Source organism: Actinomadura oligospora ATCC 43269 (genome assembly GCF_000518265.1).
GTDB lineage: Bacteria > Actinomycetota > Actinomycetes > Streptosporangiales > Streptosporangiaceae > Spirillospora > Spirillospora oligospora.
The window spans coordinates 42,574-56,562 of record NZ_JADG01000021.1; the positions used below are offsets into that span (position 1 = coordinate 42,574).

Below are 13,989 nucleotides of genomic sequence, written 5' to 3' on the forward strand. Positions count from 1 at the left end.
AGGCGGTGCAGGTCAGGCGGAGCGGCGGGCCAGTTCGGCCTCGCCCGCGGCGCGCATCGCCTCGACCGGCACGTCGTCGCGGCCGGTCATCAGGACGACCTGCCGCACGGCCTGGTGCAGCAGCATCTCGAAGCCGCCGACGACGCGTCCGCCGGCGGTGTCGACCGCGTGCGCCAGCGCGGTCGGCCACGGCGCGTACACCACGTCGAACAGCGCCGCCCCGGACGCGGCGACGGGCTCGGCGAACGCGTCGGCCGCCCGTCCGGGAAGCGTGGAGACGACCAGGTCGGCGGGGAGCGCCGCGTCGAGCTCGTCCAGCCGGACGACCTGCGCGGACACGCCGAACCGCGCTCCCACCTCGATCGCCTCGGCGGCCCGTTCCGGGCTGCGGACCGCGACCGCGACCCGCGACACCCCGAGCCGGGACAGCGCGGCCAGCGCGGACGCGGCCGTCGCGCCGCCGCCCAGCACGAGCGCGGACGCGACACCGTCCAGCCCCGCCTCGCGCAGCGCCGTGACGATCCCGTGCACGTCGGTGTTGTCGGCGGCGCGCCGCCCGTCCCGCAGGACGAGCGTGTTCGCGCCGCCGACCTTGGCCGCGAGGTCGGACACCGAGTCGGCGAGCGACAGCGCCACCCGCTTCAGCGGCATCGTCAGCGACAGCCCGCGCCACGATCCGTCCAGGTCGGCGAGGAACCCCTCCAGGGCGTCCTCGCCGACCTCGAACGCGTCGTAGGACCAGTCGTCCAGGCCCATCCCGGCGTACGCGGCGCGGTGCAGCACCGGGGACAGCGAATGGGCGACCGGCGATCCCAGGACCGCGGCGCGGGCGGCGCTCACTTGCCCCCCGGGTGCTTGGCCAGCCAGGCGTCGAACTTGGCCTTCATCCTCCTGAACTCCGCGTCCGTCGTCCCGTACTCGGTGAACCCGGTGGACGGGTCGGTGGTCACGAAGTACAGCCAGTCGCCCGGCGTCGGGTTCAGCGCGGCCTTCAGCGCCTCCGCGCCCGGGCTGTCGATCGCGCCGATCGGCAGCGGCTTCACCCGGTAGGAGTTGTAGGGCGACCTGATCTCCGTGTCCTTGTAGGTGACGGCGAGGGTCCGCTTGTTCAGCGCGTACAGGACGGTCGTGTCGAGCTGAAGCGGACGGCCGATCTTGATGCGGTTGTAGAGCACCCGCGCGATCTTCGGGTAGTCCGCCTTGGTGCCGCCCTCCGCCTGCAGCAGGCTGGCGAGGGTGACGACCTGTCCCGGGTCGAGCTTGACCGACTTGGACTTGTTGACCAGGTCGAGCTCGCGCGCCTCCTCGTTGAACCGCTCCACCATCATCTTGAGGATGTCCTTGGCCGGGGCGTTCGGGTTCAGGTTGTACTGCCCGGGGTAGAGGTAGCCCTCCACCTTGCCCTTGGCGTAGGACGGGAGGCCGAGACCCTTGGCGTCCTTGGCGGCGGTCACGAAGTTGCGCACCGGGATGCCGGTCTTCTTCGAGAGCTTGGCGTAGACCTCGGTCGCGCGCAGCCCCTCCGGAAGCGTGATCATGTTGCCGGCGCGGGCCTTCGGGTCCAGCAGCAGCGCCATCGCCGCCTTGGACGACATCCTCAGCCGCATCTGGTAGTACCCCGGCTGGAGGCTCGACGCCTTCGGCTCCTTGGCGTACACCTTCAGGAACGCCCGGACGCTCTTCACCACGTCGTGCTGCTGCAGCGTCGCGGCGATCGACGAGCCGGTGGCCCCCTCCTTGACCTGGACGATCACGTTGCCCGACCCCGGGCCGGCGTAGTCCGGCGGGTGCATCCGCCCGTCGAGCCAGGCGTAGCCGAGCACGCCGCCCGTGCCGACGATCGCGACCAGGAACGCCAGCGCGAACAGCACCGCCGCGCGTCCCTTGCCCTTGCGGCGGCGCTGCTTCTTGCGGGAGCGGCGCTGGTCGTCGCGGCTGAGCTCGCCGCCCCGGTTCAGCTGGTCGTCGAGGAGGTTGCCGCCCTGACCGCTCTGGGCCTGTTCCTCGTACTCGTCGTACTCGTCGTCGTAGTACTCGTCCTGCTCGTACTGCGACTGAGCGTGCCGCTGCTGACCGGGATGCTGCCCCGGATGGCCCTGGCCCTGCTGACCGTACTGGTCGTACTGCCCCTGGCCGCCGTACTGCTGCTGCTCGTACTGCTGAGGCTGCGCGTACTGGTGCTGTTGCTGCTGCTCGTACTGCCGCGGGTCGTGCTGGCGGGCGCCGCCGTGTCCCTGGCCGTACTGCTCCTGGGAGAACTGGTCCTGGGGGTACTGGCCTTGGGGATGCTGCTCTTGGGGGACCTGGCCCTGGGGGTGCTGGGGGTGTCGGCCCTGGGGGCGGGCCCGGCGTCCACGGCCGCGCCGGTCGGGGGCACCCTGGTCGGGACCGCGCTGGTCGGGACCGTTCTGGGGGTCGGGGAAGAAGTCCACGTCACTCACCCGCTCCCCGGGACGCTCTCGCCCGGTGGACGCCCGGTCAGCCGCTCGCCGTCCAGGGCCGCCTGGAGCAGGACCGCCGCGGCGGCCTGGTCGACGACCTTCCGCCGGGCCTGGCCGTGGACTCCGCCCGCGCGTAGACCGCTCTCGGCGGTGACGGTGGTGAGCCGCTCGTCGTACAACCGGACCGCCTCCGGGGATAGACGGCCCGCCAGCATCGCGGCGAACCTGCGGGCGGACGCCGCCGCCGGGCCCTCACGGCCCGACAGCGACGTCGGAAGTCCCACGATGACCTCGATCGCCTCGTTCTCCTCGACCAGCCTCACCAGCCGGTCGACGTCCCCCTTGCCCGCCTTCACGGTCTCCAGGGGAGAGGCGAGGACGCCGCCGGGGTCGCTGCGGGCCACGCCGATCCGGACGCTGCCCACGTCGACTCCGAGTCGGACTCCGATCCTCATGCGGCCCCTACGGCTCGTTCGACGGCGGCCAGCGCTTCGCCGATCTTGCCGGCGTCCGCGCCTCCGCCCTGTGCAAGGTCGTCCTTGCCGCCGCCGCCCCCGCCGAGGGTCCTGGCGGCGAGACCGACCAGCTGCCCGGCCTTCAGGCCGCGCTCGCGGGCGCCCTCGGTCAGGGCGATCACGACGACCGGACGGTCCTTGGGCGCGCCCGCGACCATCACCACGGCCGGACGGCCCTGGAGGCGTCCGCGCACGTCCACGGCGAGCTTGCGCAGGTCGTCCGCGCCGGTGCCGTCGGGGGCGCGGTGACCCACGAAGGCGATCCCGTTCACGTCCACGGCCTGCTCGGCGAGCCCGGCCGCGGCCTGCAGCACCTGCTGGGCGCGGACCTTCTCCAGCTCCTTCTCGGCGTCGCGCAGCCGGGTGACGATGCCGGAGATCCGCTCGGGCAGCTCCTCCTTGCGCGCCTTCAGCTGCTCGGAGAGCTGGTTGACCAGCACGCTCTCGCGGGCCAGGAAGCGGAACGCGTCGATGCCGACCAGCGCCTCGACGCGGCGCACGCCGGCGCCGATGGACGACTCGCCGAGCACCTTGACCAGGCCGAGCTGCCCGGAGCGCGCGACGTGCGTGCCGCCGCACAGCTCCCGGGAGTACTCGCCGATCTCCACGACCCGGACCTCGTCGCCGTACTTCTCGCCGAACAGGGCGAGCGCGCCCATGGCGCGGGCCTCGTCGATCGAGGTGTGGAACGCCCGGACGTCCAGGTCGTTGACCAGGACCTCGTTGACCTCGTCCTCGACGTCGCGCAGCACGCTGACCGGGACGGCGCCGGAGGCGGTGAAGTCGAACCGGAACCGGCCGGGCGAGTTCTCCGAACCGGCCTGGGCCGCGGACTCGCCGAGCGCCCGCCGGAACCCGGCGTGCACCATGTGCGTCGCCGAGTGGGAGCGGGAGATCGCGTGGCGGCGCTCGACGTCGACCTCGGCGTGGGCGGTGTCGCCCGCCCGCGCCTCGCCGCCGCGCACGACGCCCCGGTGCACGGTCAGGCCCTTCAGCGGCGACTGGACGTCGCGGACCTCGATGGACGCGCCGTTGCCGAGCCGGATCACGCCGGTGTCGGCGAGCTGGCCGCCGCCCTCGGCGTAGAACGGGGTGCGGTCGAGGACGACCTCGACCTCGGCGCCCTCGCCCGCGGCGGGCACGTTCGCGCCGTTCACCAGCAGGCCGACCAGGCGGGCCTCGCCGATCAGCTGGCCGTAGCCGATGAAGTCGACCCTGCCGCCCGCCTCGGTGAGCAGGGCGTCCAGGACGGAGACGTCCAGGTTGCCGGTCTTCTTCTCGCGCGCGTCCTGCTTGGCGCGGTCGCGCTGCTCCTTCATCAGCCGGCGGAAGCCGTCCTCGTCCACCGACAGGCCCTGCTCGGCGGCCATCTCGAGGGTGAGGTCGATCGGGAAGCCGTAGGTGTCGTGCAGCTTGAACGCCTGGTCGCCCGCGAGCACCTTGGCGCCGGAGCCCTTGGTCTCCGCGACGGCCGTGTCGAAGATCGTCGTCCCGGTGCGCAGCGTGGAGAGGAAGGACTCCTCCTCCGCGTCGATCACCGTGTGGATGTTCGCGGCGGTGCGGACCAGCTCGGGGTACTGCTCGCCCATCGCCTTGATCGCGACGTCGGTCAGCTCGTGCATGAGGCCGGCGTCCTGCGCGCCGAGCAGCCGCAGGTTGCGGATCGAGCGGCGCAGGATGCGGCGCAGCACGTAACCGCGGCCCTCGTTGCCGGGGCGGATGCCGTCGGCGACCATCATCGTGCCGGACCGGACGTGGTCGGCGATGACCCGCAGCGACACGTCCGCGCGGTGCTCGCGGCCGTAGGAGGTGTCGGTGAGCTTGGCCGCGCGGTCGAGCACCCGCCACAGCGTGTCGGTCTCGTAGATGTTGTCGACGCCCTGGAGGATCGCGGCCATCCGCTCCAGGCCCATGCCGGTGTCGATGTTCTTGTGCGCGAGCGGGCCGAGGATCGGGAAGTCCTCCTTGCCCTCGCCCGCGCCCCGCTCGAACTGCATGAACACCAGGTTCCACACTTCGAGGTAGCGGTCCTCGTCGACGACCGGGCCGCCCTCGCGGCCGTACTCCGGGCCGCGGTCGTAGTAGATCTCCGAGCACGGGCCGCACGGCCCGGGGACGCCCATCGACCAGAAGTTGTCGGCCATGCCGCGGCGCTGGATGCGCTCGGTGGGGACGCCGACCTTCTTGTGCCAGATCTCTGCGGCCTCGTCGTCGTCGTGGAAGACGGTGACCCAGAGCTTCTCCTCCGGGAACCCGAACCCGCCCTCGGAGCGGGGCTTGGTCAGCAGGTCCCAGGCGAACGGGATCGCCTGCTCCTTGAAGTAGTCCCCGATCGAGAAGTTGCCCAGCATCTGGAAGAACGTGGCGTGCCGGGTGGTCCGGCCGACCTCGTCGATGTCCGGGGTGCGCACGCACTTCTGGGCGCTGGTCATCCGCTGCGACGGCGGCGTCCGCTGGCCGAGCATGTACGGCTTGAACGGGACCATCCCGGCGTTCACCAGCAGGAGGGTCGGGTCCTCGGCGACCAGGCTGGCCGAGGGCACCACCAAGTGCCCGCGCTCCTCGAAGAACTTGAGGAAGCGGCGTGCGACCTCTGCCGACTCCATATCAGTGGCCATCCTTGTCGTTGACGATCGTGTAACGCGCCCGCAGGACCCGGCGCCGGGCGCGGGGCTCCTCGGGTTCGGGAGGGGTCTGGTCGAGCCCGACCGCCTCCCGAAGCTCCTCTTCGCGCGCGGAGGTCTCGGCCTTCACGTCGGCGGCGAAGTCGCGGAGCCTGCGGCCCGCGCCCTGCCCGGCGTGGACGGCCCGGACGGCGACGCCCTCCGGCGACCATTCGTGGGCCAGGCGCTCGACGCGCCGCTTGACCCGGTGCGAGGCGTAGACGCCCGCCCCGGCGCCGAGCGTGAGCCAGAACAGCCGCTTCACCGCCGCCTCCCGCCGCGTCCGGACGTCCCGGACCCGCCGCGCGTGGTGCCCGAGCCGCCGCGCGCGGTGCTCCGCGAAGCCTGGGCCGGGAGCTGCGGACGGCTCGGCGGCCGCTCCTCCCCCGCCCGGTTGCCGAGGGCCTTGCGCACCCCGTAGGAGAACGCGGCGGCCTTCACCAGCGGCCCGCCGACGACCGAGGTCATCACGGTGGTGACCGCCGAGACGTTCTGGGTGACCGTGCCGACCTGCTTGGTGATCACGTCGGTGCGGCCGAGCTGCTCGTTGGCGCGGCGGACGGTGCGGGCCATGTCGTCCATCAGCGGCCCTGCCTGCTCGCCGAGGTCGGCGACCATCTTGGTCGCCTCCCCGATCAGCCGGGCGAGTTTGAGGAGGGTGTAGGCGAGGAAGGACACCAGCACCGCCCAGAACACGGCCACGATGAGACCTGCAAGCTGTCCACCAGTGAGCATCAGGGCTTTCCGTTCGCTGTGTCGTCTGTACGCGGTTTCGGCCATGGCCGGGCTGGTCTGACAGACCTTACCGTGGTCCGGCCCCGGCGGCGGGCCACCTCCCCGACCCTCCACCGAAGATCATCTCGGGCCCGTCCGGGTCCGGGTCCCGGGCCGGGTTCAGTTCTCCTTCGGACGGGACGTACCTCGCAGAACGGCGCGGATTCGTCCCAGAACCTCCGTGAACCGGGCCTCGGCGCCGTGCCGGGTCGGCCGGTAGTACTCACGCCCGTGCACGTTGTCGGGAGCGTACTGCTGCCGGACGACCCCGCCGGGGTGGTCGTGGGCGTATTTGTACCCCTCACCATGCCCGATCTTCGCCGCGCCCTTGTAGTGGGCGTCACGCAGGTGCCCCGGGACGGGCCCGACCAGGCCCTTGCGGACGTCGCCGATCGCCTCGTCCACGGCCCTGATCACGGCGTTGGACTTGGGCGCCATCGCCAGGTGGATCACCGCCTGGGCGAGGTTGATCCGGGCCTCGGGCAGCCCGACGAACTCGACCGCCTGGGCGGCGGCGACGGCGGTCTGCAGCGCGGTCGGGTCGGCCATGCCGACGTCCTCGCTGGCGTGGACGATCAGCCGCCGGGCGATGAACCGCGGGTCCTCCCCCGCCTCGATCATGCGGGCGAGGTAGTGCAGCGCGGCGTCGGCGTCGCTGCCCCGGATGCTCTTGATGAACGCGCTGATGACGTCGTAGTGCTGGTCGCCCTCGCGGTCGTAGCGGACGGCGGCCCGGTCGACGGCGCGCTCCAGCACCCCCACGTCGACGGTCGTCCCGGGCTCGGCGACCATGGCGGCCGCCTCCAGGTAGGTCAGGGTGCGGCGGGCGTCGCCGCCCGCGAGCCTGATCAGGTGGTCCTCGGCGGCCGGGTCGAGCCCGGTCTCGCCCTTGAGGCCGCGCTCGTCGGCGAGGGCCCTGCGGATCACCTCGCGCAGGTCGTCCTCGGCGAGCGGCTCGAGGGTGAGCAGCAGCGACCGGGACAACAGCGGGCTGATCACCGAGAAGAACGGATTCTCGGTGGTCGCGCCGATGAACGAGACCCAGCGGTTCTCCACGGCGGGGAGCAGCGCGTCCTGCTGGGCCTTGTTGAAGCGGTGCACCTCGTCCACGAACAGGACGGTCTGGCGGCCGGTCATGCCGAGCTCGCGGCGGGCCAGGTCGATCTCGGCGCGGACCCGCTTCACCCCGTCGGTGACGGCGGAGATCTCCACGAACCGGCGGCTGGTGACGTGGCTCACGACGGTCGCCAGGGTGGTCTTGCCGGTGCCGGGCGGCCCCCAGAGCACCAGCGACATGGGGGCGTCGCGCTCCACGAGCTGCCGGATCGGGGTGCCGGGGCCGAGCAGGTGCTGCTGGCCGACCACCTCGTCCAGGCCGCGCGGGCGCATCCGCACCGCGAGCGGCTGGTGGGGGTCGGCGGCGACCGCGCCGTTCCTCGGCAGGGGCTCGGGGCCCCGGGCCGGCTCCGGCTCGGCGGCGGTCGGATCGTCGAAGAGCCCCTCCGGCTCCCCTGCTCCCAGGCTGCTCGTCACCTTCCGACAGTATCTCGGTTCGGTGACAAGTCTGGTTGATCGGGAACGCCGGGAACGAGAGCGGCGTTGGTCCGTCCCGGGAGGTGAACCGAACCCGGTGACCGGAACGGTGGCCCAGCTCGCGCGGCAGCGCGCGTCCCAGGGCCTCGAGGGCACACCACAGCGACGCCACGGACTGGCGGGCCTGCTCGTGGTGCTCTTCGCCGTTGCCGGGCTCATGTTCAGCTACGGGCTCGAGCACGCCCCGCCACCGGACCTCTGCCACCCGCACGACGTCGTCACCTGGTTCGTCCCGGGCGCCGACGGCGCGCACCACCGGCCCGCCCCGGGCGACGGCGGGGCGCCGTTCGCCACCTTCACCTCGCACGACCGGACGCCGCCCAGCCCCATCGACACCTGCCTCTGCCTGGCCGTCCTGCTGGGCATCATGCTGCTCGCGCTGGCGGCGCGTCCGGGCCGCTGGCAGCTGCTGCTGCCCGCCCGCGTGGGCTGGCGCTCCGCCGACCCGGCCCGTCCGTCCCCCGCGCCCCTCTCCCTGGCCGCCCTGCAGGTCCTCCGGCTGTAGGGGCCCCGGCCGCACCCCCTGCGGCCTCGCCTCGACATCCCTGAGCACGGCCATCCGAGAGGACCTCTACAGCCATGTCCGAGAACGCGCGTCCGAACGCGCCCAAGAACACCCCGAACAAGGGCAAGCCCGCCGCCGGTAAGGCCACCGCCGCCAAATCCGCTGCCGCGAAGCCCGCGTCAGGCAAGTCCGGGGGCAAGAAGCCCCCGCAGAGGAAGAACGCCCTGACGGAGCGGCAGACGCCGTGGGGCACGATCGCCTTCTTCACCGTGATCGGGCTGGTCGCGGCCGTCGCGATCGGCTTCGCGTTCACCCAGGCCCGCTCGTCCGCCGACGGAGCCAAGATCGCGGGCCTGGTCAGCAAGGAGGAGACGAACCGCGACCACGTCCAGACCTCGGTCAAGTACGACTCCACCCCGCCGATGGGCGGGGCGCACGACCCGCTCTGGCAGAACTGCGGCGTCTACACCAGCGCGCTCCGCAACGAGAACGCCGTCCACGCGCTCGAGCACGGCGCGGTGTGGATCACCTACCGGCCCGACCTGCCCAAGGACCAGGTGGTCAAGCTGTCGGCGAAGGTCGGCGCGACCGCCTACACGCTGCTCAGCCCCTACCCGGGCCTGGACACCCCGGTCGCGCTGAGCGCGTGGGGCAAGCAGCTCAAGGTCCAGAGCGCCAACGACAAGCGGGTGGACGAGTTCCTGCGCGCGTTCGTACAGGGCCCGCAGACGCAGGAGCCGGGCGCGGCCTGCACCGGCGGCAAGGCCACCCCGTGACCGCGCTCCCCGAAACCGAGGCCGAACCCGAGCCCGGTGCCACCGCCTCCGGGCCCCCGCGCGGACGGCGGACGATCATCATCCTGGTGGCGGCCGTCGTGGCGGTCGCCGCCGCCCTCGCCGTCTGGACGCAGCGGTCCGGCAAGCCCGCCGCCGAGGGGCCGGAGGCCGGGTTCGCGCGGGACATGAGCGTCCACCACGCGCAGGCCGTCGAGATGTCGTTCATCGTGCGCGACCGGACGCAGGACAAGCCCGTCCGGCTGCTCGCGTACGACATCATCAACACCCAGCGGGCCCAGATCGGCATGATGACGGCCTGGCTGGACGGCTGGGGCCTGCCCAAGGCCGACCCGGCCGGGCCGATGCGCTGGATGGGCCACGGCGGGCACGGCGGGACGTCCCTCCCCGCGGACGGCTCCATGCCCGGCATGGCGACGCCCGCGCAGCTCGCCGAGCTGGGGAGGGCGTCGGGGCGGCAGGCCGAGACCCTGTACCTGCGGCTGATGATCGCCCACCACCGGGGCGGCGTCTCGATGGCCGAGGCCGTCCTCGGCCGGACCGGGAACGCCCAGGTCACCCGGCTCGCCCGGACGATGGTCGAGGGGCAGCAGGCGGAGATCACGCTGATGGAGCGGATGCTCGGCGAGCGCGGCGCCCCGGCGGTGTGACCCACCACGTGAGGCGGCGCGTGCCGGGGCCTCGCCCGGCGGCCTGACGGGACGGGGCCGGTCCACGCGGACCGGCCCCGGCATCCCGCTTGACACCGCCCGCCGATCGCGGGTGACTGGGCGGCATGACGTCCAGCGGAGCGAGCGGCAGCACAGACGGCGGTCAGGTCCGGCGAACCGGCGGAGGCGCCCGCCCCGGCTCCCGCGAACTCCCCAGCGGCTACCAGAGGGCCCTGGACCTGTTCGAGGACGTGGTCGGCGCGGTCCCCCCGGGCGGCTGGGACGCGCCCACCCCGTGCGCCGGCTGGACGACCCGCCAGGTGGCCGGGCACGTCACCGGCGGCCAGCACATGATCAAAGCCCTCGCCGCCGGCGCGCCACGGCCCGACGTCAACACCGGTCCCGAGCGGTTCTGCCCGGGCGACGTCCTGCTCGCCTGGCGCGACGCCCGCGAGGGCTGCGCGGCGGCGCTGTCGGACGAGGCGCTCGCCCGGCCCGTCCACCTCGGCCCGCTCGGCGACCTCCCGCTCGGCGACTTCCTCGGCGGGTACATCCTGGAGCCGCTCGTCCACGCCTGGGACCTCGCGGTCGCCACCGGGCAGCCGTCCCGGCTGGACCCGGACCTGGTGCACCACGCCTTCGCCACCGCGCGCGTGATCGCCGCGCCGATGCGCGCCGAAGGTCGTCTCGGCGCGCCGCTCACCGCCCCGCCCGGCTCGGGCGAGCAGACCCGGCTGCTGTCCTTCCTCGGCCGCGACCCCGCCGGACACCGGACCGCACCATGAGCGTTCCCTGAACGATCGCCCCGGGACACGCGTGAGCCCGGCGGCCCCGAAGGGCCCGCCGGGCTCAGCTCGTGCGAGATCGGGTCAGGAGAACTCGGCGAGGGTGCGCTCGGCCTCCGAGAGCCAGGCGCGGCGGGCCTCCAGGGACTCCTCGGCGTCCCGGACGTCCTTGTCGCGGCCCGACGCGCGGGCCTTCTCCAGCCGCTTCTCCAGCTGCTCGATCGAGGACCGCAGCTGGTTCACCGTGGCCTCGGCGCGGGCGCGGGCCTCGGGGTTGGTGCGCCGCCACTCCGACTCCTCGGCCGTCCGGACGGTCTCCTCGACCTTCCGGAGCCGTCCCTCGAGCCGGTCCCGCATCTCGCGCGGGACCATCCCGGCGGCCTCCCAGCGCTCCTGGATGCCGCGCAGCGCCTGCCGGGCCGCCCGGACGTCGGAGACCGGGACCAGCTTCTCCGCCTCGGCGAGGATGCGCTCCTTCACCTCGGCGTTGCCCTGGAACTCGGCGTCGCGCTCGGCGAACGCCGCGCTGCGGGCCTGGAAGAAGACGTCCTGCGCGCCCTTGAAGCGGGCCCACAGCTCCTCCTCGGCCTCCCGGGAGGCGCGTCCGGCGAGCTTCCAGCGGCGCATCAGGTCGCGGTAGGCGGCGGCCGTCTCGCCCCAGTCGGTCGAGCGGGACATGGCCTCGGCCTCGGCGACCAGGCGGTCCTTCTCTCGCCGGGCGTCCTCGCGCTGGTCGTCCAGCGTGGCGAAGTAGGCCTTGCGGCGCTTGGTGAAGGCGTTGCGGGCGGTCGACAGCCGCTTCCACAGCGAGGTCTCGGTGGGACGGTCGACGCGCTCGGCGGCCTTCCACTCCTCGACCAGCTCGCGGAGCCGCTCGCCGCCGTTCTTCCAGTGCGTCTCCTCGGCCGCGATCCGCTCGGCCTCGGCGACGATGCGCTCCTTGACCTCGCGGGCCTCGGACCGGGCGTGCTCGCGCTGGGCCTTGACCTCCTCGCGGCGCTTGCCGACCAGCCCGTCCAGGCCGTCCAGCCGGCGCACCAGGGCGTCCAGGTCGCCGACGGCGTGCGCCTCGGTGACCTGCTCGCGCAGCTTGGCGATGCTCTGCTGCGCCTGCTGGGGCTGCAGGTCGGTGGTCCGGACCCGCTGTTCCAGGAGCCCGATCTCGGTGACGAGAGCGTCGTACTTGCGCCGGAAGTAGCCGAGGGCCTCATCCGGGGCCCCGGCCTGCCAGGACCCGACGACGCGTTCGCCGTCAGCGGTACGCACGTAGACCGTGCCGTCCTCGTCCACCCGGCCCCAGGGATCGGTCGCGCTGGACACCCTTGCCTCCTGAATCGCGGGTCCGATCGTGTGCGCGCCGGAGTGCGCGGTCGTGTCCACACTCATCGGACCCTCCACACCTTAGTATCCCGATCCCCTATTTCCCGGCGATCGCGACGTCCTCGATCGTGACCTTCTTCTTGGGCTCACCCGTGCCGTCGTCACCCGCCTTGGCGATGCCGGCCTTGGCGACCTTCGACAGCACGTCCATACCCGAGGTGATCTTGCCGAACACGGTGTAGTCCGGCGAGAGCTGCGAGTCCCCGTACACGAGGAAGAACTGGCTGCCGTTGGTGTCCGGGCCCGCGTTCGCCATGGCGAGGGTACCGGCGGTGTACTTGGCGCCCGTCGTGTTCTCGTTCGCGAACTTGTAGCCCGGGCCGCCCTGGCCGGTGCCGGTCGGGTCGCCGCACTGCAGCATCTGCAGGCCGGTCCCCGTGGACAGCCGGTGGCAGTGGCTGGCGTCCCAGAACTTCTTGTTCGCGAGGAACGCGAAGGAGTTGGTGGCGCAGGGGGCCTTCGCCCCGTCCAGCGTCAGGCCGATGTCGCCCTGGGAGGTCTTGACCGTCGCCTTCACCGCGCCGGCGTAGGCGGGCTTGACGGACGGCTTCGAGCCGTCCTTCAGGGCGCCCTGGTCCTGGGAGGCGTTGTAGGCGCACTCGCCGGGCTTGGCCTTGGACTGGTCGGCCGTGGCCGAGGCCTTGGCGTCGTCCTTCTTCTTGTCGTCCTTGTTCAGGGCGAACGCGGCGGCCGAGCCACCGCCGATGACGACGACGGCCGCGACGGCCGCACCGACGATCCGCAGGTTACGGGCGCGGGCCTGCTCGGCCTCGCGGCGTGCCTGCTGGCGCTCATAGCGCTGACGCGCGAGCTGCTTCTTGCGGTCCTTCGCCGCCACGTGCCTGCCCCTCCGTTTGATCACCGTGTGATCAGGTGAACGTGCAGCGCATAGTAGCGGTACCGGGGCTGTCGTTGGCCCCTCCGACCACGCCGGACGGGCCCGGAGGCCCGCCGACACGGCGATCCCGGGATCTCGTTCGCGGCGGGACCGGCCGCGCCGGTACCCTCGTAGGACCGCGTGTGCGGCGGTGACGGGCCGTTTCCCCGGCCAGAACGCCGGGCCCGCCGCGCCGTCCGGATCCGGACGGGGCGCGGGCGCCCCGCGCCCACCGCACACTCAGCGAATTCACAGGAAGGACGGCCGTGCTCGTCGCCGGGTTCCCCGCCGGATCGTTCGCCGCCAACTGCTACGTCGTGGCGCCCGCCGCGGGCGAGGAGTGCGTGATCATCGACCCCGGCCAGGACGCCGAGGCCGGGATCGACGAGATCCTGCGCGAGCACCGGCTGAAGCCGGTCGCCGTGCTGCTCACCCACGGCCACATCGACCACGTCTGGTCGGTCGCGCCGGTCTGCGGCGCCAGGGACGTCCCCGCGTTCGTCCACCCGGACGACCGGGACCTGCTGACCGATCCCGGCAAGGGCCTGTCCCTGGCCACCAGGCAGCAGTTCCTCGGCGGCCTGACGCTCACCGAGCCGGACGACGTCCGCGAGCTGGCCGACGGCGCGACGCTGGAACTGGCCGGGCTGGAGATCACCGTCGACCACGCGCCGGGCCATACCGGCGGGTCGGTGACCTTCCGGACCCCGGCCACGCAGGAGATCCCCGACGTGATGTTCACCGGGGACCTGCTGTTCGCCGGTTCCATCGGACGCACCGACCTGCCGGGCGGCTCCTACGAGCAGATCCTGGACAGCCTCTCCCGGGTGTGCCTCAGCAGGCCCGACGAGACCGCGGTCCTGCCCGGCCACGGACCCCAGACGACCATCGGCCGTGAGCGCGCGACCAACCCCTTCCTCGCCCAGTGGCGTCAGTCCCCGGGGACTGACGAGGATCGCAACCTGGCGGATCTGAAACCCGCCGACGGCCCGCACAAGGGATTCTGACCCAC

14 protein-coding genes are annotated in these 13,989 nt (G+C 72.8%); 5 read left to right on the forward strand and 9 right to left on the reverse strand.

Annotated features, from left to right (window positions below; all coding sequences use genetic code 11):
* Nucleotides 1-12: 12 nt before the first annotated feature.
* From P696_RS0128645 to P696_RS0128675, 7 genes are all read right to left on the reverse strand, one after another.
* On the reverse strand, nt 13-840 hold the full coding sequence (locus P696_RS0128645) for a shikimate dehydrogenase (RefSeq protein ID WP_026415016.1): 828 nt from the start codon (nt 838-840) through the stop codon (nt 13-15).
* Nucleotides 837-2,441, reverse strand: a complete 1,605-nt coding sequence (gene mltG, locus P696_RS0128650) for an endolytic transglycosylase MltG (protein WP_245627845.1) — start codon at nt 2,439-2,441, stop codon at nt 837-839. The genes P696_RS0128645 and mltG overlap by 4 nt, the downstream gene beginning before the upstream one ends.
* The gene (gene ruvX / locus P696_RS0128655; RefSeq protein ID WP_026415018.1) at nt 2,438-2,896 is read right to left on the reverse strand and encodes a Holliday junction resolvase RuvX; all 459 of its coding nucleotides are present in this window, start codon (nt 2,894-2,896) and stop codon (nt 2,438-2,440) included. Before ruvX ends, mltG begins: the two co-directional genes overlap by 4 nt.
* Nucleotides 2,893-5,562 (reverse strand): alanine--tRNA ligase, encoded by a 2,670-nt coding sequence (gene alaS / locus P696_RS0128660; RefSeq protein WP_026415019.1) that lies wholly within the window; start codon nt 5,560-5,562, stop codon nt 2,893-2,895. The genes ruvX and alaS overlap by 4 nt, the downstream gene beginning before the upstream one ends.
* A 1-nt stretch (nt 5,563) precedes the next feature.
* Complete coding sequence (locus P696_RS0128665) at nt 5,564-5,884, reverse strand: DUF6167 family protein (protein ID WP_026415020.1); 321 nt, start codon at nt 5,882-5,884, stop codon at nt 5,564-5,566.
* Nucleotides 5,881-6,354 (reverse strand): DUF948 domain-containing protein, encoded by a 474-nt coding sequence (locus P696_RS48780; RefSeq protein WP_051468302.1) that lies wholly within the window; start codon nt 6,352-6,354, stop codon nt 5,881-5,883. The genes P696_RS0128665 and P696_RS48780 overlap by 4 nt, the downstream gene beginning before the upstream one ends.
* A gap of 159 nt (nt 6,355-6,513) precedes the next feature.
* Nucleotides 6,514-7,782, reverse strand: a complete 1,269-nt coding sequence (locus tag P696_RS0128675) for a replication-associated recombination protein A (protein WP_084338340.1) — start codon at nt 7,780-7,782, stop codon at nt 6,514-6,516.
* Between the two features lie 241 nt (nt 7,783-8,023).
* Here P696_RS0128675 and P696_RS0128680 point away from each other — a divergent pair, with 241 nt between their 5' ends.
* The 4 genes from P696_RS0128680 to P696_RS48790 all read left to right on the forward strand — a co-directional run bounded on the left by P696_RS0128680 (nt 8,024) and on the right by P696_RS48790 (nt 10,720).
* The gene (locus P696_RS0128680; protein ID WP_026415023.1) at nt 8,024-8,491 is read left to right on the forward strand and encodes a hypothetical protein; all 468 of its coding nucleotides are present in this window, start codon (nt 8,024-8,026) and stop codon (nt 8,489-8,491) included.
* Nucleotides 8,492-8,565: 74 nt separating this feature from the next.
* Nucleotides 8,566-9,267: a thioredoxin-like domain-containing protein gene (locus P696_RS48785; RefSeq protein ID WP_084338314.1), complete on the forward strand. Its 702-nt coding sequence runs from the start codon at nt 8,566-8,568 to the stop codon at nt 9,265-9,267.
* Nucleotides 9,264-9,935 (forward strand): DUF305 domain-containing protein, encoded by a 672-nt coding sequence (locus tag P696_RS0128690; RefSeq protein WP_026415024.1) that lies wholly within the window; start codon nt 9,264-9,266, stop codon nt 9,933-9,935. The genes P696_RS48785 and P696_RS0128690 overlap by 4 nt, the downstream gene beginning before the upstream one ends.
* Nucleotides 9,936-10,060: 125 nt before the next feature.
* Nucleotides 10,061-10,720 carry a TIGR03086 family metal-binding protein gene (locus P696_RS48790; RefSeq protein ID WP_051468303.1) on the forward strand — a complete coding sequence of 220 codons (660 nt, stop codon included), beginning with the start codon at nt 10,061-10,063 and terminating at the stop codon, nt 10,718-10,720.
* An 84-nt stretch (nt 10,721-10,804) separates the two neighbouring features.
* Here the strand turns inward: P696_RS48790 and P696_RS0128700 are convergent, their stop codons facing one another.
* Both P696_RS0128700 and P696_RS0128705 read right to left on the reverse strand, forming a co-directional pair.
* On the reverse strand, nt 10,805-12,106 hold the full coding sequence (locus P696_RS0128700; RefSeq protein ID WP_084338316.1) for a DUF349 domain-containing protein: 1,302 nt from the start codon (nt 12,104-12,106) through the stop codon (nt 10,805-10,807).
* Nucleotides 12,107-12,137: 31 nt separating this feature from the next.
* Nucleotides 12,138-12,938, reverse strand: a complete 801-nt coding sequence (locus P696_RS0128705; protein ID WP_026415026.1) for a peptidylprolyl isomerase — start codon at nt 12,936-12,938, stop codon at nt 12,138-12,140.
* Between the two features lie 305 nt (nt 12,939-13,243).
* Here P696_RS0128705 and P696_RS0128710 point away from each other — a divergent pair, with 305 nt between their 5' ends.
* Nucleotides 13,244-13,984, forward strand: a complete 741-nt coding sequence (locus P696_RS0128710) for an MBL fold metallo-hydrolase (RefSeq protein ID WP_026415027.1) — start codon at nt 13,244-13,246, stop codon at nt 13,982-13,984.
* The last annotated feature ends 5 nt before the right edge of the window (nt 13,985-13,989 follow it).

What these genes read in the sequence shown, in the direction of transcription:
- P696_RS48785 (WP_084338314.1), top strand. Translation starts at nt 8,566, where the DNA reads ATGTCCGAGAACGCGCGTCCGAACGCGCCCAAGAACACCCCGAACAAG.
- ruvX (WP_026415018.1), bottom strand. Translation starts at nt 2,896, where the DNA reads ATGAGGATCGGAGTCCGACTCGGAGTCGACGTGGGCAGCGTCCGGATC.
- P696_RS0128675 (WP_084338340.1), bottom strand. Translation starts at nt 7,782, where the DNA reads ATGCGCCCGCGCGGCCTGGACGAGGTGGTCGGCCAGCAGCACCTGCTC.
- alaS (WP_026415019.1), bottom strand. Translation starts at nt 5,562, where the DNA reads ATGGAGTCGGCAGAGGTCGCACGCCGCTTCCTCAAGTTCTTCGAGGAG.
- P696_RS48790 (WP_051468303.1), top strand. Translation starts at nt 10,061, where the DNA reads ATGACGTCCAGCGGAGCGAGCGGCAGCACAGACGGCGGTCAGGTCCGG.
- P696_RS48780 (WP_051468302.1), bottom strand. Translation starts at nt 6,354, where the DNA reads ATGCTCACTGGTGGACAGCTTGCAGGTCTCATCGTGGCCGTGTTCTGG.
- P696_RS0128700 (WP_084338316.1), bottom strand. Translation starts at nt 12,106, where the DNA reads ATGAGTGTGGACACGACCGCGCACTCCGGCGCGCACACGATCGGACCC.